General features: G+C 57.7%; 11 protein-coding genes, 1 tRNA gene and 2 pseudogenes. 11 read left to right on the top strand and 3 right to left on the bottom strand.

Annotation, left to right across the window (positions count from 1 at the left end; translation table 11 throughout):
• Positions 1-45: 45 nt before the first annotated feature.
• A complete protein-coding gene (locus EIH26_RS07490; protein ID WP_124061576.1) occupies positions 46-1,191 on the bottom strand; it encodes a serine/threonine protein kinase in 1,146 nt (381 codons plus the stop codon).
• Between the two features lie 581 nt (positions 1,192-1,772).
• Complete coding sequence (locus tag EIH26_RS07485) at positions 1,773-3,116, bottom strand: MFS transporter (protein WP_124061575.1); 1,344 nt, start codon at positions 3,114-3,116, stop codon at positions 1,773-1,775.
• A gap of 552 nt (positions 3,117-3,668) precedes the next feature.
• On the opposite strand from EIH26_RS07485, the gene EIH26_RS07480 reads away from it, so the two are divergent.
• The 6 genes and pseudogenes from EIH26_RS07480 (at position 3,669) to EIH26_RS07455 (ending at position 8,802) form a co-directional block, all read left to right on the top strand.
• Entirely contained in the window at positions 3,669-4,889 is a 1,221-nt protein-coding gene (locus tag EIH26_RS07480) for an arginine deiminase (RefSeq protein WP_124061574.1), read from the top strand.
• Between the two features lie 116 nt (positions 4,890-5,005).
• A pseudogene (locus tag EIH26_RS08710) lies at positions 5,006-5,113 on the top strand (ornithine carbamoyltransferase); the annotation flags it as partial.
• An 8-nt stretch (positions 5,114-5,121) separates the two neighbouring features.
• Positions 5,122-5,346 (top strand): annotated as a pseudogene (locus tag EIH26_RS07470) (carbamate kinase); the annotation flags it as partial.
• Between the two features lie 223 nt (positions 5,347-5,569).
• Complete coding sequence (gene cysS, locus EIH26_RS07465; RefSeq protein ID WP_124061573.1) at positions 5,570-7,075, top strand: cysteine--tRNA ligase; 1,506 nt, start codon at positions 5,570-5,572, stop codon at positions 7,073-7,075.
• The gene (locus tag EIH26_RS07460) at positions 7,068-8,432 is read left to right on the top strand and encodes a U32 family peptidase (RefSeq protein ID WP_241152811.1); all 1,365 of its coding nucleotides are present in this window, start codon (positions 7,068-7,070) and stop codon (positions 8,430-8,432) included. The genes cysS and EIH26_RS07460 overlap by 8 nt, the downstream gene beginning before the upstream one ends.
• A 67-nt stretch (positions 8,433-8,499) precedes the next feature.
• Positions 8,500-8,802: a CDP-alcohol phosphatidyltransferase gene (locus EIH26_RS07455; protein ID WP_124061572.1), complete on the top strand. Its 303-nt coding sequence runs from the start codon at positions 8,500-8,502 to the stop codon at positions 8,800-8,802.
• Positions 8,803-9,315: 513 nt separating this feature from the next.
• Here EIH26_RS07455 and EIH26_RS07450 read toward each other — a convergent pair.
• A tRNA-Ala gene (locus EIH26_RS07450) sits at positions 9,316-9,391 on the bottom strand.
• A 352-nt stretch (positions 9,392-9,743) separates the two neighbouring features.
• On the opposite strand from EIH26_RS07450, the gene EIH26_RS07445 reads away from it, so the two are divergent.
• The 5 genes from EIH26_RS07445 to EIH26_RS07425 all read left to right on the top strand — a co-directional run bounded on the left by EIH26_RS07445 (position 9,744) and on the right by EIH26_RS07425 (position 19,352).
• Positions 9,744-11,099 carry an ammonia-forming cytochrome c nitrite reductase subunit c552 gene (locus EIH26_RS07445; RefSeq protein ID WP_124061571.1) on the top strand — a complete coding sequence of 452 codons (1,356 nt, stop codon included), beginning with the start codon at positions 9,744-9,746 and terminating at the stop codon, positions 11,097-11,099.
• 15 nt (positions 11,100-11,114) lie between these two features.
• Positions 11,115-11,867 (top strand): cytochrome c3 family protein, encoded by a 753-nt coding sequence (locus tag EIH26_RS07440; RefSeq protein WP_124061570.1) that lies wholly within the window; start codon positions 11,115-11,117, stop codon positions 11,865-11,867.
• 328 nt (positions 11,868-12,195) lie between these two features.
• Positions 12,196-12,825, top strand: a complete 630-nt coding sequence (locus EIH26_RS07435; protein WP_124061569.1) for a twin-arginine translocation signal domain-containing protein — start codon at positions 12,196-12,198, stop codon at positions 12,823-12,825.
• A complete protein-coding gene (locus tag EIH26_RS08385) occupies positions 12,825-17,921 on the top strand; it encodes an MBG domain-containing protein (RefSeq protein ID WP_164471022.1) in 5,097 nt (1,698 codons plus the stop codon). The genes EIH26_RS07435 and EIH26_RS08385 overlap by 1 nt, the downstream gene beginning before the upstream one ends.
• Before the next feature lie 273 nt (positions 17,922-18,194).
• On the top strand, positions 18,195-19,352 hold the full coding sequence (locus EIH26_RS07425) for an ABC transporter substrate-binding protein (protein ID WP_124061568.1): 1,158 nt from the start codon (positions 18,195-18,197) through the stop codon (positions 19,350-19,352).

The following is a 19,352-nucleotide window of genomic DNA, read 5'->3' as shown; positions in this document are numbered from 1 at the left end:
ACTATCCGGAATCAGCGAGTGATTCGCAGAACCCTCGGTGCGAGATTAGTCCCACATCTCCGGGTGGATCAGCGTGGGATCGGCAACCCTGTTCGGGAAGTAATCCTCGCAGGTGCCCTCGCGATAGACGTCAGCGGTGGAGCAGTGCAGGCCGCCGCCGAACGGATACGCGTCGCGCAGGTCGCAGGGGATGACGTTCATGCCGAGCTTGTCCATCTGCTCCTGCTGATAGACCTCGGAAGCCTCGACGATAACCGTCTTCGGGTCGAGAACCAGGCAGTTCATGGACAGCCAGACAGAGCTGTAGCAGAGCGCGGGAGGCTCGGTGTGAGCGGGCTTCGCTGCGTCGACGATCTGCCAGTCGTTGGCCTCGAAGATAGCGCGCTGCTCTTCGGGCAGGTGACGCTGCGGGTTGTTGATGATCAGGCCCGGACGCAGCGGCACGAAGGTGGCGTCGATGTGGATGGGATAGGGGTCGCCGGGGAAGTTGACGGCGTGGACGCGGAACTCGGGATAGTAGCGCTGGAACCACTCCATGGCGGTACGGTTGGTGGTCAGACCGTGCTGGATGAAGAGGTCCTTGCCCATGCGCATAACGTCGGCGGCATCCCACATCGGCTCGACTTCGGTGGTCACGAAGTCCTTGTTGGCCGTGCGGACGAGACGATCCTCGAGGGAGATCTTCTCGTCATAGTAGTTGTGCTTGTAGGAAGCGTCGGTCAGGCGAGGACGGGGAGCCTGGGTCCACTTGAACTCGGGATCCTCATCGAAGTACTGCTTCATCAGCGGCCAGTACGCGAGGTACTCGAAGTAGCGGCAGCGGAAGGAGTTAGCGGAAGCCATGATCTCGTTGCCGACCGTGAGCAGGATGTCACGGGGAGGCATGCAGGTCATCATGGAGTCGTTGCGGAAGTCAGGCGTACCGATGGCCTGGTTCCACTGCAGCGGGGTGGGGCGGTCGACAACAACGCCGTGATCCTCGAGGATCTTGACGAGGTTCTCGAGGCACTCGTTGCCGCGCTCGACGGTGGCGAGGGGACGCAGGCCCCACATGCCGCGCATCTCAGAGTCAACGGGCACCTTCTCAGAGGTGGCGGGCTCCTCGGGCGGGATCATCGAGTTGTCGCAGCGACCAACGATGACGCGCTTCAGGGGGTCCCAGTCGTTCCAGGAGCTGACGATCTTTGCCATGTAGATCTCCTTTCGTTGGGGGGAACCTCTTGTTCCCCTCTTGACCACACAAAACGACATAAGCCTTGGGAAAGTCTAGAGATCGTGAGGGACGGAGAAAACGAACTGGTTCGGCTCGCTATCTGCATCTTCGATCAAACTTGCCGCTTCGCTTATGGTATGCATACTATGCTTTTTATTCTGTATATTCAAGGAAAAAATTCAACTAATTTTCAATTTTTATATCGATTGAAACTTAAAAATCAGAAAGGGTGCGCCGAGGGTGGGGGTCATGAGGGTAAAGGCGCTGTAGAAAGGCTCTGCAACCCGTTATTTAGCGGGTGCATACATAATCGGTCATCTTTTCCAATAAAAGTTAGTTAAAGCTAAGATACCAAGTAGATAGAGGGTTTTAAGATGGTTGAAATTCCCAGTTTATTACTGGCGGGTTTAGTCGGGGTCTTTTCTGATGCGGGTAGCTTTCGCCTTCTCGTCTTCTGAGCGCCGTCTTGGCGCTTCGTCCCAGTTCGGGTTCCTCCAACAAGAAAGCCCCCCTGCAAGGGCAGGGGGGCTTTCTGCATATAGTTGCGTGGGCGACGCTTTTACACTTCGCTTAGATCCTTGCCGGTTTGCTCGTGGGACAAGAACATGGCGACCAAAGCGATGAGGGCGAGGGCGACCATATAGTAGCCGGGTGCGAAGTTGTCTCCCGTCATCTTGATAAGCTGGAAGGAAATGTACGAAGCCGAACCGCCGAACAGGGCATTCGCCAGGTTGAAGCTGAACGCGAATCCCGAGTACCTGATTTTGGTGGGGAAGGTTTCGGTCAGATAGCTGGAAAGCGTGCCGTCGTTGATCGTCAGGATCAGGCACATCACCAATTCGACGAACAGGATGGTGGTGAAGTCCTTGGTGGCCAGCAGATGGAAGGCGGGCACGGTGAAGACGATGAATCCCAGGCAGGCTCCGATAAGCATCTTCTTGCGTCCGACGCGGTCGGAGATGAGGCCGGATAGGAAGATGAATCCGATGTAGGCAACCAGCGCGATGGTGGTGATGACCGAGGCGGATGCCGGATCGTAGCCGATGGTCACTTCAAGATAGTTGGGCAGGTAGGTGAGCACCGTATAGAAACCTACCGCGTTGAGCACGCAGGCGCCGAATGCCAGGATGGTTTGACGGCGGTAGTTCTTAAGCAGGGAGCGCACGGGCGTGGCTTCCGTCTCGCGGTTTCCCTTTTCGAGGGCCTTGCGCATCTTCACGTATACGGGCGAGTCCTCGAGATGGTTGCGGATGTAGTGAGTGATGTAGCCCAGCGGCAGGGCAAAGAGGAAGGGGATGCGCCAACCCCAGTCGGTCACGAAGGACGAATCGGATCCCCAGACGTTGAACATGAAGGTGACGAACAGGGAGCCAATCAGAAGGCCGCATGCAGTCGATGCCGGAACGAACGAGCAGTAGAACCCTCGATGGTTCTTGGGGGCGTACTCGGCCAGGAAGGTGGCCGCTCCCGCGTATTCCCCCGATGCGGAGAAGCTCTGCACCATACGGAGCAGCAGGAGCAAGATGACGGCGCCGACGCCCAGCGTCGAATATCCCGGAAGGCAGCCGATGAGGAACGTTGCTCCGCTCATAAGCAGGATCGATGTGGACAGAGCCCACTTCCTGCCTTTCTTGTCGCCCATGTTTCCCCAGAAGACCGCTCCAATGGGTCGGACGAGGAATGCGAGCGCGAACACGGCGAACGCGCTCATGGTGGCGACGGTTTTGTCTTCGCTGGGGAAAAACACCACCGCGATGACGGTTGCCAGATACGAATAGCTGGCGTAGTCGAACCACTCGATGAAGTTGCCCAAAAAGGATGAAACAGCGACTCGCTTGAGAGTCTTGTGCTTCTCGTGATCGCTGATTTCAACTAGATCTTCGGGCGATGGGGTAGAGCTCATGGGAGACCTCCCTTCTTGCCGAAGGCAGAGAGCCCTTGCCTTGGATCAACTAGCAAGACAAACGCTCTTGGCGCTCCGACTATGCAACAAGACTGTACACACTATAAGATAAATGAGAGATTTTTGCTTGCGCTTTATGCGGTGTCTTAAGGGATCTTTGTTTTAAATTATGCATAAAAATACAACACAATGCATTTTGTTGCAAACGGTTCAAACTGACTTTAAAAAAATTAAATCAAATAATACTAAAATGATTAGTTTGATATAACTTATTAAAACACCAGTTACAATAGTTGAATTGAGATCGTTGAAGCTGCAAAGGGGAAGGGATGACTTAAGAAAAAGTCGAACGAGGGCAGCTGGGGACAATAATTATTTTTTTAGAAAAATTTCATCAAATCAGGCATTTGCTGCATTTTTCGACTTGTAATTTAAATCCAAAGATGCGATAGTTCATCTGAGATGTTCGCGTTGGTCGGCGTTGTTTGCTGAAATCGACGCGAAACAGAGATTCCTTTTTCGGTTTGATTCAATCTAAGAGAAAGGGTACGTATGTTCAAAGTGAATGTAAAGAGCGAGATCGGAAGCCTGAAGAAGGTCCTTCTTCACCGTCCCGGCAACGAGCTGCTCAACCTCACCCCGGATACGCTCGAGCGTCTGCTGTTCGACGATATCCCCTTCTTGGAGGTCGCTCAGAAAGAACACGACGCCTTTGCCCAGGCCATGCGCGATCGCGGTACCGAGGTCGTGTATCTTGAGGATCTCATGGCCGACGTTGTGGCCGATCCCGAGGTTCGCGCCCAGTTCATCGACGAGTGGGCTACCGAGGCGGGTATCTACGTCCCCGCGTGGCGCAAGATCATTGCGGACTTCCTCAACAGCGAGTACAAAGACCCCAAGGCTCTGGTTGAGAAGACCATGACCGGTATCACGCTGGCCGAGATCGAGTACGATCGCCATGCCAGCCTGGCCGACTACGTGGCAGATCCCACCAGCATGCTGGTCGATCCGATGCCGAACCTCTACTTCACGCGCGATCCCTTCGCCATGATCGGCAACGGCGTCAGCATCAACCGCATGTACTCCGTCACGCGCAACCGCGAGACGCTGTACGGCAAGTACATCTTCGAGAAGCATCCCGATCTGGTCGGCACGCCCGTGTATTACGATCGTGCGAGCCACTTCTCCATCGAGGGCGGCGACATCCTCAACATCAACGATCACGTCCTGGCAATCGGAATCTCCCAGCGCACGTGTGCCGCCGCTATCGACGAACTGGCCCATAACGTGTTCGGCGACGAGACCAGCACCATCGACACCGTCTTGGCGTTCGATATCCCGAACACCCGCGCATTCATGCATCTCGATACGGTGTTCACCCAGATCGACCATGACAAGTTCACCATCCATCCCGGCATTCTCGGGCCCCTTACGGTCTACGAGCTTACCCCCGACGGGAAGGGCGGCGTTCGCGTCAACCGCAACGATTCCAGCCTCGAAGAGATCCTTTCCCACTACGTGGGTCAGCCCGTCGAGCTGCTTCAGTGCGGCGCGGGAGACCGCATCGCCGCCGAGCGCGAACAGTGGAACGACGGCAGCAACACGCTGTGCATCGCTCCCGGCTCGATCGTGGTGTACCAGCGCAACAACGTCACCAACGACCTCCTGTACAAGAAGGGGCTCGATCTTATCGAGATCCCCAGTGCAGAGGTGTCCCGTGGACGCGGAGGCCCGCGTTGCATGAGCATGCCGCTGTGGCGCGAGGCCCTGTAACCTCGAGCATTTCCGGCAAGGTCCGCACGGCGGACCGTTCAATCAGGTGCGAACCGCACGTTACGTGCGTGAGCAAAAGGTAAAGCAATACCTTGTATTTAGAGAAAGGAACCACCATGGGCGTCAACCTCAGCGGCCGCAGCTTCGTCCGCCTGCTCGACTTCACCACCGAGGAGATCGAGTACCTGCTCAAGCTCTCGAAGAACTTCAAGGACATGAAGCGCGCCGGNTCAACTTCAACAAGCCCGACCAGGAGGAGCTCGACCGCATGTCGGTCGCCGACGCCGAGCGCTACATCGAGGAGGGCCAGTTCGCCCCCGGCTCGATGCTGCCCAAGGTCCAGGCCTGCCTCGAGTACCTGGCCGACTGCCCCTCCGGCAAGGCCATCGTCACCTCGCTCGAGAAGGCCAAGGACGCCATCGAGGGCAAGACCGGCACGGTCATCACGGTGGACTAGGGGCCTTCTTTCGGCTTACTGAAAGCCGATTGAAAGAGGTTGCCACCGCGTGTGGTTTTGCTTTCGAACCGAATGGTTCTACCTGCGGGACGGTCGCTTCGACCGTCCCGCTTTTTGCGCTCTGCACATGGCTTCAAGCTCTTAGGCGGCAGCGCTATGCTAGAATTTCCCCTGTTCGCCTATTTGTTGCGCGTGTTCGTCCACGCGAGGATTCGGGGATACCATGATCAAGATTTACGATAGCGAGAGTCGTGCGAAGCGCGATTTTGAGGCAAGCGAATTCGGTCGCATCAAGATGTACGTATGCGGTCCGACTGTGTACAACTACGTTCATATCGGAAACGCCCGCACGTTCATAAGCTTCGACGTAGTGCGCCGATACCTGCAATGGCGCGGCTTCGAGGTGATCTACGTTTCCAACATCACCGATGTCGACGACAAGATCATCGCGCGCGCTCATGAAGAGGGACGCATGGCCTCTGAGGTGGCTGCCGAATATACCGAGGCGTTCATCGAGGACATGAGGGCCATCAATGTTCTCGATCCCACCATCAGGCCCAAGGCAACGCAGGAAATCCCCGAGATGATCCAGCTGGTCGTAGCTCTTATCGATAAGGGTTACGCATACGAAGTGGATGGAGACGTGTATTTCAGCGTGCGGGCGCTTCCCGCATACGGCGGACTTTCGGGGCGCAACCTGGACGACATGGAGGCCGGGCACCGCGAGCTGCGTACCGAGGGCATCGCCGATCGCAAGCGCGATGCCCAGGATTTCGCGGTATGGAAGGCCGCCAAGCCGGGCGAGCCTTCATGGGAGTCTCCCTGGGGGCAGGGGCGTCCTGGCTGGCATTTGGAATGCACGGCCATGTCGAAGAAATACCTGGGCTATCCCTTCGATATCCACGGTGGCGGCTGCGACCTCATCTTTCCTCACCATGAGAACGAGCGCGCGCAGGCGATGGCCGCCACGGGCAGCGATTTCGCCAATTACTGGATGCATGCGGGCATGTTGCAGGTGAACTCCGAGAAGATGAGCAAGTCGCTGGGTAATTTCAAACTGTTGCGCGACGTGCTGAAAACGGTGGATCCCTGGAACCTGCGTTTCCTCATGCTTCAAACCCATTACCGCTCGTCTCTCGATTTCTCCGAAGAGCGCCTGGAGGAAGCGGCGGTTGCCTTCGCGCGCATCAAGACCACGGTGAGAAACGCCCAGTGGTCGTGCGAGAACGCCTCGGCAGACCGTTCGGTTCTCGACGAGGGGCACGTCGAGGATCTTATGCGCGGCTTCAGGTTCAACTTCCTGGCGGCGATGGACGATGACTTCAATACCAGCAAGGCTCTCAGTGCCGTTTTCGATTACTGCTCCGATGTGAACTCGCTTCTGGACGGTTGCGCCCTCAGTTCACTCGATGCGGTTGCGGCTGAACGCCTCATCGGTATCCTGAAAGAGATCATGGGGGTTTTGGGCATCGACATGGATCGAGCGCTTGAATCGGACGCAGCGGGCTCTGCCGAGGAATACCCTGTCGAGCTTATCGAACTTGCCCGCGAGATCGCGGGCTTCGAGGGACACGATGGTGCCGATGCCGCCGATGCGCTGATAGCCGCCCGTGCCGCCGCCCGTGCCGAGAGGAACTGGGCCGTTGCCGATGCCGTTCGCGATCGCATGTCGTCGCTTGGCTTCACGATCGAAGACACTCCTCAGGGCGCGCGCGTTTCCCGTGCATAGCGACTTCGATTCAAAGAAGGCTTCTGCGGGTTCGCCCGATCGTTTCATGCCGGAGCTGCTGGCGCCCGCGGGCGGGCCGTCCCAGCTTGACGCCGCCCTTCGTTTCGGAGCCGATGCCGTGTTTTTGGCTGCGGATCGGTACGGTATGCGTGCGCGTGCCGACAACTTCCCTTTAGACGATATTCCGGCTGCAGTGAGAAGGGCGCACCAGGCGGGCGCGAAGGTGTACATCACCCTCAACACCCTTATGAACGATCGCGACCTCGATGGACTGCCCGCGTACTGCGAGGCTTTGGCGGCGGCGGGCTCCGACGCGTTCATCGTGGGGGATATGGGCGCCTTTGCGGTTGCGCAGCGCCATGCACCCCAAGTTGACCTGCATATCAGCACTCAGGCAAGCGTTTCCAACGCGGAAGCCGCCTCTTTATGGCACTCCCTCGGAGCGAAGCGGATCGTGTGTGCGCGGGAGATGAGCATGGAGCAGATCGCGGATATGCGCGCGAAAGCACCGCGCAGCCTCGAGATCGAGGTGTTCGTTCACGGAGCCATGTGCATGGCCTATTCGGGACGATGTCTGCTCAGCTCGGCTATGACGGGCCGTTCGGGCAACAAGGGGGCGTGCGCGCAGTCATGTCGGTGGAGTTATGCGTTGGTAGAAGAAAAGCGCCCGGGCGAGTATTTTCCGATCGAAGAGGACGTACGCGGCAGCTATATCATGAACGCCGAAGATCTGTGCATGGTCCGGCATCTCGATGAGCTCAGATCGATCGGAGTCGATTCTCTGAAGATCGAGGGAAGGAACAAGCGTGCGTTCTATGTGGCCACTGTTGTAGGGGCGTACCGTCGCGCTCTTGATGGGGGCGATGCCGGGGAGGCCGAGCGAGAACTGTTCACCATATCCCATCGTCCCTATGGAACGGGGTTTTATTTTGGACGGCCGAATCAAAGCGCGTATCGCGACGGATACGTGAAAGAGTGCCTGCATGTCGCGACGATCGAGCGTTCCGAATTCGTGCACGAAGGGAAGCGGGCGGGAGCATGGCGCGTGACGGCGCTGTGTCAGAACCGTTTCTTCGAAGGCGACCGGCTTGAAGTGATCACGCCGCGCAAACCTTCGTTCTCGTGTACCGTGAGCGACCTCGGGCTGATGGTTCCTGCAGATGGGGGTCTGCCGTTCGTGGAGCGCAAGCTTTCCCTTGACGAGGTGCTCCCTCTTTCGAGGCTGGAACCCTGCAACGTTGCGAACCGTGCCAGCGAGCATTACGTGTTTTACAGCGACGTCGAGCTTTCTTTCGGGGATTTCGTACGTCGCCGCATCGAAGCGTCAGACGACCGCCCGGCTTTCACGATAGGGTAGTGTGAATATCCTTCGTTCTTGCTATTATGACCTCAGGTTGGATAGCTGTGTTCGGAAAGGAGTCGCAATGGGAATGAAAGCCGGAGATGCTCTTGACGTATCATTCGAGGAGCTGTCGACGTACCTGCTCGCGAAGCATTCTGTGTACATGGATGTCGATGGCTCAAGCTACTACCTCACTGACGTGAACGACAGTTACTGGCGCGTTCAGGATACGTCGAAGCTGAACGAGAAGGGGCACTACGTCGATTGCAGCGAGCTGGTTTCTTCAGTATTCGATTTCTTCGACGTTCCGTTCGGCGGAGGAACCGATACCATCTCATCGGTGTTCGATCGTGCCGTGTTCTATCCTTCGGTTACATCCGCATAGGTTGCGGAACCGGAGGTTTTTTATTGATAGCGTTTGGGGCGTATGCGAAGGCTCGCTTTACGGTAGAACGTGCGTAGAGCGAGCCTTTCCGTTCAAAGGCGCTCAAGCGCGCAAAAGGAAGAACACTTCAGAAGGGACGCCCGAAAGCGTCCCTTCTGAAGTTTGCGATTGTCCGTGTACTCAACTTTTGCTTATTTACTGGGCCGTTAGCAGCACTGCTATCGTGTGATAGGGGATCGTCAGGCTGAACACCGTTGTTATTGTCAGCAGAGGCCATTTGAGCTTGGCGAGGATCGCTGCGTACTCGCGCGGGAAGGCTGATGGTAGGTAGTATAGGGTAAATCGCCGCGCAGCAATGACGTCGGCTCATAAAGGTGCGTGAGAACAAGAGAGTTTCAGTAAAAAAAGAACACTGACTTGGATCAGTGTTCCCTCGTATTCGAAAGCCGATCGGTATGACTCTCGGATCTATATATAAGCATCAAGTGAAATATACCCCGACGCTCTTTATGATGGTGGAGCCTAGGGGGATCGAACCCCTGACCTCATGGCTGCCAGCCATGCGCTCTCCCAGCTGAGCTAAGGCCCCGAAAACGTGCAAGGGATACTTTAGCAGAATGTCAGCGGGGGTCAAGAAGGTTTTTAAAAATGTTCGATTGTTTTTTGGGCCGGCAGCAAGATGATGCGTCGATTGAAGCGCTTGGAATCGAACGGAATGCTAAGAATTCGGATACAGTATAAAATATAGTCTGTAAAGATATATTCGATAGAATAGATTACTAAAATAACTGTTTTACAGATAACCTGTTAAAACCTATTGCTGATCTATCGTTTAATCGTATACACCTGTCAATATTAATAGGTTCTCCAGTTCAGTAGAATGAAAGCGTCCTTACATCTGCTGAATGGGGGGAGCAATGATGGGAAGCAGGAAAAGGAGCATGAAGCTCCAAATCACCGTTGCAGCATTCGTTGCGGTGATGGTTGTCGTCGGCGTTATGGGATGCGCTCCGAAGGCCAATGAAGGGAACCCGACTCCCGTGGGCAAGGCGCCCACGGCGGTGCCGGTCGATCAGAAGAACAAGTTCGGTCTTATCGGAACCGAGGCGTGGAAAGATCAGTATCCCGATCAGTACGCTTCGTATTACGAGAACGAGAAGAACGAGTGGCCCGAAGAGGACGGCAACCGCAATACCAGGTGCCCCGAGATGGTCACGCTTGGAAAAGGGTACGGTTACGCCAAGTTCTTCTATGATGCGGGCGGGCATACCGATTCAATGTACACCGTGACCCATAACGGTCGCGTGGGCGAGAAGACCAAAGCCCAGTGCCTGGCCTGCAAGACGCCCGACATCCACGAGATGGTGGCCCAACAGGGCGAGTCGGCATGGAAGTCGAACTTCTTCGAGGCCGCCGAGCAGTGCGAGGACGGCATCACGTGCGCGATGTGCCACGAGAACGAGAACCCCTCCGCTCTGCGCATCGAGCGTGCCGACTGGAAGCGTGCCCTGGGCGATAACGCCGGCAAGCGCCACCTGTCCAGCGAAGTGTGCGGCCAGTGCCACTGCGACTACTCGATGGACGCGGTTACCGGTGAACCCACCAGCCCCTACGACGACGTGACCACCATGACGCCCGAGAACGCTTTGAAGTGGTACGACGAGCACGGCTACGTTGACTGGACCTATCCGGAGACGGGCGCCAAGATGATCGCGGTGCGCCACTCCGAGTTCGAGTACACCAACGGCGGCATGGGCAACCACATGGTTCAACTGGGTTACGACTGCGCCGATTGCCACATGGCCGTCAAGACCAACGCCGATGGCGAGGCCTACCATAGCCACTACTGGACCAGCCCGCTTCAGAACGAAGAGCTGATCAAGAACGATTGCTCCAAGTGCCATGCGGATATCAAGTCCGAGATGAAGACCATCATGGAGAAGTACGACGACGCCATCCATCAAAACGGTATGCGCAACGCCAGCTTCGTCCAGAATTTCGTGAAGGCCGTCAAGGCCGGCGCGCTCACCGACGAGCAGCTCGACCGTCTGCGCATCATTCAGCGTGAGTCTACGTTCTATTGGAACTCCGCCTATGCCGAGAACTCCAACGGCTGCCATAACCCGGCTCTGTTCGACGAGGTTCTGGCTAAGTCCGAGGCGCTTTTGGACGAGGGCGACAAGATTCTGGGCGAGGAGTCGTCGCCCGATAAGTTCGTCAGCGAATACGATCCGGAGAAAGACTATAAGTTCGAGGAAACTTCCGAAGAGTACTACGCGAAACACGATCAGCGGTAATCGGAGGTAATCGACATGGTTGAGAACAAGATCGAAACGGGAGAGGCTGCCGAGGCTGCCTCTCCCCGGAAGAAGGCGCCCAGAGGCCGCCGGCTTGCGATCGTCGGTATAGCCGCCGTGCTGGTTGCCGCAGTGGGCATCGGGTTTTGGGAATGGCACGAAACTCCGGGATTCTGCGCTTCCATCTGCCACAATATGGACCCGTACCTGGAAACCTACCTTCAGGAAGAAGGTGTTGCCGGAGTTGACAAGTACGGCAACGCCGTGTCCGACACCACGGCTTTGCTTTCGACGCGCCATCGCGAGACCAACGCGACGGGCAAGCCCGAGATTCGCTGCATGGCCTGCCATCATCCCGTGATCAAGCAGCAGATAAGCGAAGCGGTTCAGCAGACCACGGGCGGGTACGAGTTCCCCCAAACCGAGCCCACGCTCGGTCAGCTGACGGCTTGGGAGGGAACCGAGGGAACGCAGTTCTGCGTGAACTCGGGGTGCCATTCGTATCTGCGCGGCTCTGACGGGCTGGTTGATCGCAAGAAGCTTGAAGAATCCACGTCGTGGATGGACTTCAACCCTCATGCCCAGCATCATGAGAACCTGAAGGTCGAATGCGGAGAGTGCCACAAGGGCCACCGTGCGAGCGTGATGATGTGCACGGGTTGCCATCAGCATGAAGGCGTCTCGATGCCGTCTGGTTGGGTGACCAAGGCCGAAGGAGATCGCATCCTGGCCGACGCAAAGGCCAATACGCACGCACCGCTGAGCTAGTTTCGCACAACGGTTGCTCGAGCGACGATGCCGCCGCTGACGAACCAGCTGCGACTATCGAGCCGATAAGGCCTGCAGGGCGGAAAATATGTTCGATTTCGGGCGTTGACGCAAGTCAGCGCCCGTTTTTTATGGAATAGGCAGTTTCGGTTCGGGGAAACGGCGGCAGCTAAGGGAACCTGACAAAAGAACTGAAAATTTTTTTTAAAAAAATCGCTGGGATGTGATCGTGGCAACAACGCGGGTTTTTCCGCCATGATACAAAGGAAGCGTTTGTTAGCTGTGTCTAATTAACTTGATTAGACGCTGAACACGAAAGGGGATCGTCATGTCTCAACAGCAACGCTCCGTTTCCCGTCGCGATTTTCTGAAGCTGGTCGGCGGCACCACCGCTGCGGTGGCGGTCGCCAGTGCGGTGCCTGCAGCTCTCGATGCCGAAGGCGCCTTCGCTCTGCCCCGAGCGTATGCGGCGGGTAATCTGGCTGACGGCACCTACAAGGTGAACGCGAATTTGTTTATCAGCAAGAACCTGGTGCTCATCAAGAAGAATGCGTACTTCACTAATCCGACCGACCCCAATGACGGGAACGGAATACCCGAGTTTCCAAACACGGAGCTTAACGCCCAGATGACGGTTGTTGGCGGCGTGGCGACGGTGACCGTGCCGCTGATCAACGAGTGCTTCATGCTGATCTCCGCCGAGAACGGATCGGCAGCTTCGATTGCCGGAACGAAGACGAAAACGGCGGAATACAATGATACGAAAGGAAACTCCCTCACGCGCATTACTGAGATCACGTTCAACCTCGCTGACACGAATGGAACGTACGAACTGGGTGCATGCGAGGAGTACGCCGCTTATAAGAACCCGCCGTTTCCGATGAGTCTGCTCGTTCCGGGTTATCTGTATTGGACCGCAACGTTGACGGTCGACTTCTCGACGGCGGTGCGCGCGTAATGAAAACGCTGGCGAAGAGCGCGATTCTGCGCAAGGTTCTTTCTATAGCCTGTGCGGCGACGTTGGTTGCCTCGCTTGTTCCCGCGCCGGCGTTTGCCCATGATGCTGCAGGTTCGGTATCGGGGGTGGCTTCGAGCGCCGTTCAGTACCCATCATCGATCGAGGACTCTTCGTCAGCGGAAGAGTTGAAATCGGAGGGGTCGGCTCAGTCCGATCCCTCCGCTTCGGGTTCTGTTGACTCGGTAGATGAAGGTGCAGCGGGCGTCGATAAGCACAACCCTGCTAATCCGAGCGATTTTGCGGGAAGAGACTCGAGGGGTAACTCCGGGACATCGGCTGCGGACAAGGTGGAAGGGGAGACGGCTCTCATTCCATCCGAAAGTCCTCAAACGAAAAAACCTGATAGCGATCGGTCTTCCGACAAGTCGGAAGACGAAGCCGAGGATGCTTCCGAGAGCGCTCGTGCGCACAGCCTGCGATTGATGGAAAGCGCGTCGGCGGGTGCGCGCTACGATGCTGATAACCCGAACGAGCCGGTGAAGCTGGGCCAGTACGCGCCTGGCGTCTACACGGTGACGGCCAACGTGTTCATTCCTGCATCTCAGAATCCGTTCAACACTTCCATTCAGGCGTACATGACCAACCCGAACAACCCGGTCTCCATCGTGGAGGACAACGATCCCTCTCAGGTAAACGGCGGGGTGCCTATCTTCCATGTGAAGAACAACGCTACGTTGACGGTGGGCGATGACGATTCGCTGGTGCTCACTATTCCCATTCGCAACCCTGTGTTCACGTTGCAGGAAATCGGCAGCGGCGACGGCATCGAGGTGCTCAGCGTGAAAAGGCGCGCAGGACGCTACGGGCCCTACGGTCCGGGCGGTACGGTACCCAAACCTGCGTATGAAAGCCGCATAAGCATGGTGACGGTGAAGCTCACCAAAGACAGCGGGCACACGGTTGATGGCAGTCACGGCTATGTTTTTTCGAACTGCGCCGAGTATCCCACGCTGCTCGATCAGACTTGGCACGTGAACATGAACCTGACGGTAGATTTTTCCCAGGTGACCGTGAAGGACATGTACGCGAACGACCCAGTGGCCAACGATTTAACGTATAACGGCAAGCAGCAAAAGGGCGTCGCGTTCGAAGAAGAACGTGTGGATGTGGTAGGCGGTACTGCGTTCGCCCGGGACGCAGGCAGCTACGAGGCCACTCTGAAGCCGAAAGCAGGATACACCTGGCTCGACGGCACCACCGCCGAGCGCGCGGTGTCGTGGGAGATCCACAAAGCGAAGCTTGTGAAGAAGTTCGAGACGGTGGTGGCTTGCCAGGAGCCTATATCCGCGACGGCCGCTCTCATGCCGAGCGCTGAGACGGTGAACGCCGGATTCTCGTACGAGGGTTTCGTTGAAGGAGAGGGCCCCGATACGGTTGCCGGGCTTGAAACGAAAACGTTCGAGTCCTGGGACGGCGTGGAATACCTCGCCTACGGCGATATGCTCCAAGGCGACAAGGTGGATCAGCTTGCCCCGAAAAAGTATGTGGGAAAGCTTGCGGGCACCGATGCGAGCACTGCGAACTACGAGGTGACAACCCAGGCGTTCTGCCATGTGTCCCTTGCACCCCGGCGTATGCCGGTCGCCTTCGATTGCGTATACAACGGCAAGAACCAGATCGGTCTCAAGCGTGCCGACGGCACACCGTTTCCGTCAACTAAAATATTCGTCCAACCATGGGATGATTTTTCAAAGGGGCCGTTTTTGACGCTCAATGCGCGTGAGCACAAGAACGTAGGCTCTTACGAAGCGCTTCTGAGTGTTTCGGAGACGTTCGGGTACGCCGATGGGTACTGGCCCGATAAGACCAAGGAGCCAAAAAAGTACACCTGGAATATCGCGCCCGCCCCGTTGAAGGCGACGGTTTCCGATGTATACGTGCATGAAGGTGAGGAGCCGACGTTTTCGGTTAGCGTCTCCGGTTTTGTGGGAGAAGAGAATGCGGGAAACGCTGCAGGGTACGTGGCACCTGCGGCCGCGCTGAAAGACGGGGTGGAGTTCTCGTCTCTGAAGGCGGGGGATACGTGTCCCATTGTGGTTTCGGGTGGCAGCGCAGATAACTACCGGTTCGAATACCAGAATGCTACGCTCCATGTGATCCCTGCCGACGTTGCGGCGGTTCCCATGGTGAAGGAGGGACTGGCGTACACGGGCCTTGCGCAGACGGGCGTTATCGCTACTCATGGTTGCACGGTACAGAATGCAACCGCGCGGGATGCGGGAACCTACCTTGCGATTGCCACCCTTGATGCGGGGTACGCTTCATGGAGCGACGGCAGCACCGATCGCACGAGGAGCTTCGAATGGAGCATCGCCAAGGCTCCGCTTGTCGCCAAGTATCTGAATGAGACCGTGTCGCGTGCCGATATACAAAAGAAGGCCGACTGGCCTGAGTTCAGGGTAACGGTCGAGGGCTTCGTGAACGGGGAAAGCCCTGAGAATGGGACGGTGGCCGACTATGTTGCTCCAGAGCTTTACGAGACGAAGAGGGGAAAGCCGACCGAAAAGAAGGCTTCTGAATGGGTTCCCGATTCCTTCGTTCAATCGCATTTCATCCCTCAGGGGGGAAGTGCCCGTAATTATGAGTTCAAGAAGTACGTAGGCGGAGAACTGTGGTTGATAGGGGATGCCTCGGGGCTTTATCGTGCTGCTCTTCCCATCGTGTACCCGGGGTTGGAGTATACCGGTTCTGCTCAGACGGGCGTAAAGGCGCGCACCGGGAGCAAGGTGGTTGCCCAGGGGCAGGCGGTCGATGCCGGCACCTATAAGGCGACCGTGGTGCTCGATGATGGCAGAACAGGATGGTTTGTTTCTAAGGATTCGTGGTACGGAGAAAATCCGGCACCTTTAAGTGATGCTCGCGTGATCACGGCACAGTGGTCCATCGCTCCGGCACCGTTGGTTGCCAAAGCGAAGGACGTCACCATCACCTATGGCGATGCGGTCAAGCTTGAAGCCGAGGTAACCGGGTTCAAGGCGGCCGATACAGCTGAGAACTCTGCCGATTACGTGGCACCTGAGGTATCGCTTCCTCGTGGGGTGACTGCCGATACGCTCGAGCCAGGTAAAACCTATCCGCTTTCCGTATCGGGCGGCAGTGCCAAAAACTACCGTTTTGCTCATTACGAGCCGGGCACTCTCACTGTCTTGCCCAAAGGTTCGGTTGCCGATCCTTCCGTGGCGACCGGGCTTGTCTACACCGGTAAAGAGCAGCGCGGTGTGCAGGAAAACGCAGCTTGGACGCTTTCGGGTGCAACGGCTGTCGATGCTGGGCAGCATACGACCGTTGTTACGCTGAAAGAGGGATATACCTGGGCCGATAAAACGAAGGGCCGCATCAAGACTGTTTCATGGTCTATCGCTCCCGCTCAGTTGACAGCAAGGTACGCAGGTGAGTCGGTGGCTGTAGGGGTGGATCCTGCGCTCAAAGTTGACGTGACGGGTTTTGTGGACGGAGAGTCGGCGCAAAGCGCCCGCGATTACGTGGCTCCGCGGGTGGTGGCTCCCTCTGCTCTGGAGGCAGGGAAGAGCTACGACCTCCTGCCTTCAGGTGGCACAGCGGCCAACTATGCGTTCGCGTATGTGGGCGGCGTGCTGAAGGTCGGCGCGTTCAAGCCCGGAACCTATACGATCACGGCCAATCTCAAGATGCCGGGTGAGTACAATCCGCTCATCCCGGGTCTGAGCGTGTACCCCAACAACCCCAATAACCCCTTTGGCCCCACTATCGACGAGAACGATCCGGCTGAAGTGAAAGACGCTATCCCTAAGGATCCGCTGTCCATGAATGCGAAGCTGGTGGTTACTCCGGCGGGCGAGAGGCACCTGGTGCTGCCCATCAAGAACCCCATCTTCACCACCCAGAGCCTGGGAACCTGCGCCGATTTGCCCGACGTGCGGACCGAGCGCGTGAAACCCACGGCGGGCGGCGGCCGGTTCAGCGGCAGCTACGGGGCGAAGTCCGATCGCATCCACAAGATGATTGCGCGGCTCACCGACTCGAAGGTATCCGGGTCGCACACCTACAGCTTCAAAGACAGCCTGCTGTATGCCGTGCCCCTGAACAAGGAGCTCGCGCCGACCGGGGAGGTGGCTCTCGAGCTGACGGTCGATTACGACAGCATGAAGTGGGAGTCCTCCGAGGCGGGTGTGCCTCAGTTCGGTGGCGGTTCGGTTCCCGATCCGAACCCCGAGCCGGGGCCGGGACCTTCCCCCGACCCCATTCCCGAGCCGGAACCGGGGCCGGGGCCTTCTCCCGATCCCATTCCCGAGCCGCAGCCCCGGCCGACCCCTTCCCATATCGCCGCGGGCACCTACACCGTTTCTGCCAATATCTGGGTGAATAAGGAGACGTCGGGTCTGCCCTTGCAGCCGCACTTCACCAACGCGTCGTTCCCGCCCATGAACCCGGTTGCGGACAATGCAACCCTGCGCGTCGACTCCGAGGGACGCGCCCGCGTGACGGTTCCGATTGTCATCCAGTCCAAGATCATGCAGGTGCGCTCCATCAGCGGGCTGCCGGTGGTGTCCTCGTCTTCCGAGAACGGTGGCCTTACCAGCGTTACCATCGATCTTGGCGTGCTGAGTTCTGCCGACACCGTGGTAAGGCGCAGCTGCACCGCCTCGGTGTATCTGGGGGATCTGGCCTCCACCATCATCGGCGGAGAGCGCTCGCGCACCTGGGCGTGCACGTTCCAGATGAACTTCTCGGGCCTGCCTTCCTCGGGCGGCGGCACCGTCCCCGAGGCCGTCCGCGCCATTTTGGCGGCCCAGGGTGCCGACGGCAAGGCGAGGGATGCCGTGGCCAAGGCTGAAGAGGCCAAGGACGCTGCGCTGAAGGCGCTTGACGGAAAGGATGCGAAATCCGCGTCTTCTGGTGCGCTTTCCGGCTTGGCGAAGTCCGATACCGGTCAGGGCGACGAGTCTTCGCAGGGTGCTTTCGGTATCCATCCCGCGGCGCTTGCCGCAGGCGCGCTGGGCGTTGTCGCTGCGGTCATAGTCGGCTGGTATCTGCTGTACTGGAGGCGCCGCGGCTAGGCCGGGCGTCTGAAGAGAACGTGACGCGCTCTTTCGCTCTTTCGGTGCGCGCTGCGGCGGGAAGGCCCCTTGTGGGGCCTTCCCGCGTTTTCGCCCGCTTCTGCCGTGGTTTTGCCGGTGGCGAATGCGGTTGGAATCGGGTGACATGATGCGAAAAAAATCGAAAAAAGTTTGCAATGTGTGACTTTGGCAACGGTGCGAAGCGGCATGAGATGGTACAAGTGATTCGAGAGATGTTAACGGAATCTAATTTATAGAAGGAAGTTTTCAGATATGACGACGAATGACATTTCACGGCGCGGCTTCGTGGCGCTGGGAGGTTTGCTGGCTGCCGGAGCGGCAGCCTCGACGTTTACCGGATGCGGTTCCGCCGCGTCTGGAAACGATCCGAACGTCAACGGCGCAGGCGATGCAACCGGTATGGATGCGGGTCTCGAGCAGCGCGAGCCGATGGGTTCTCCCGAACCGTGCGACGTGCGGGTGGGCCTGATCATGGGGCCGCCCTCCATGGGATTGACCCAGTTTCTTCTGGCCGCCCAGAACGGCCGTACCGAGAACCGCTTCGATTTCGACTTCAACGGGGTCGACTACATCGGGCTTTCCGCCGCGCTCAACCAGGGAACCTACGATATTGCCACGCTCCCCTCAAACATCGGGCCTATTCTGTACAACAACCGCGAACTGAAGAACCAGTACCAGATCATCAGCGTGAACAATCTGGGCGTGCTGTACGTGATGACCACCGATGCGTCGGTGAAGTCGCTTGCCGACCTGAAGGGCCGCCGCGTGTACAGCTACGGCGAGGGGGGCACGCCCGAATACACCATCGAGGCGCTTCTTGCGAAAAACGGGATGGCGGGCAGTTTCTCGCTGGAATTCAAATCGACTCCGTTCGAGGTGCTGAACCTGTTGCAGCAGGAAGAGAACTGCGTGGCCATTTTGCCCCAGCCGTTCGTGTCGCTTTCCAAGCTGATGGTCGATCCGCTCTACGTTCCGGTGAACATCACTGCCGAGTGGGACCGCGCCTTCGCCGATACGGGCAGCCAGGCGGTTACCACCATCACCGTAGCCAACCGCGCTTTCGTGGAAGCCCACGAGCAGGCGGTGGTGGAGTATCTGCAGATGGCGGGTTTTTCGGTTGCGTGGTCGCTTCAGAACAAAGAGCAGGCCGCCGCGCTTCAGGAGGATCTGGGAACCTTCATGAACAACAACGTGGCGCTTGATGCGCTGCCGTATATTTCCATGACCTGCTTAACCGGGGTGGAGATGCGCACCGCTTGCGCCGGTTTCTTCGAAGAGTTGTACAAAGCCAATCCCGATTCCATCGGCGGCAAGGTGCCCGACGGGGCGTTTTACTACCTTCCCCCCGCCGGTGCGATCGACGACGACGCGATCGGCAAGCGCGAAGCGGCTGCGGCGGGTCGGGCGTAG

Origin of the sequence: Gordonibacter sp. Marseille-P4307 (assembly GCF_900604965.1) — a bacterium.
GTDB lineage: Bacteria > Actinomycetota > Coriobacteriia > Coriobacteriales > Eggerthellaceae > Berryella.
The sequence above is the reverse complement of the archived record's forward strand: the minus strand, read 5'-3'. Positions and strand labels throughout refer to the sequence as shown.

Excerpts from the sequence above, each read along its gene's own strand:
- EIH26_RS07490 (WP_124061576.1), bottom strand. The coding sequence starts at position 1,191 with ATGGCAAAGATCGTCAGCTCCTGGAACGACTGGGACCCCCTGAAGCGC.
- EIH26_RS07455 (WP_124061572.1), top strand. The coding sequence starts at position 8,500 with ATGGGAATGAAAGCCGGAGATGCTCTTGACGTATCATTCGAGGAGCTG.
- EIH26_RS07425 (WP_124061568.1), top strand. The coding sequence starts at position 18,195 with ATGACGACGAATGACATTTCACGGCGCGGCTTCGTGGCGCTGGGAGGT.
- EIH26_RS07440 (WP_124061570.1), top strand. The coding sequence starts at position 11,115 with ATGGTTGAGAACAAGATCGAAACGGGAGAGGCTGCCGAGGCTGCCTCT.
- EIH26_RS08385 (WP_164471022.1), top strand. The coding sequence starts at position 12,825 with ATGAAAACGCTGGCGAAGAGCGCGATTCTGCGCAAGGTTCTTTCTATA.
- EIH26_RS07435 (WP_124061569.1), top strand. The coding sequence starts at position 12,196 with ATGTCTCAACAGCAACGCTCCGTTTCCCGTCGCGATTTTCTGAAGCTG.
- cysS (WP_124061573.1), top strand. The coding sequence starts at position 5,570 with ATGATCAAGATTTACGATAGCGAGAGTCGTGCGAAGCGCGATTTTGAG.
- EIH26_RS07445 (WP_124061571.1), top strand. The coding sequence starts at position 9,744 with ATGAAGCTCCAAATCACCGTTGCAGCATTCGTTGCGGTGATGGTTGTC.
- EIH26_RS07480 (WP_124061574.1), top strand. The coding sequence starts at position 3,669 with ATGTTCAAAGTGAATGTAAAGAGCGAGATCGGAAGCCTGAAGAAGGTC.
- EIH26_RS07485 (WP_124061575.1), bottom strand. The coding sequence starts at position 3,116 with ATGAGCTCTACCCCATCGCCCGAAGATCTAGTTGAAATCAGCGATCAC.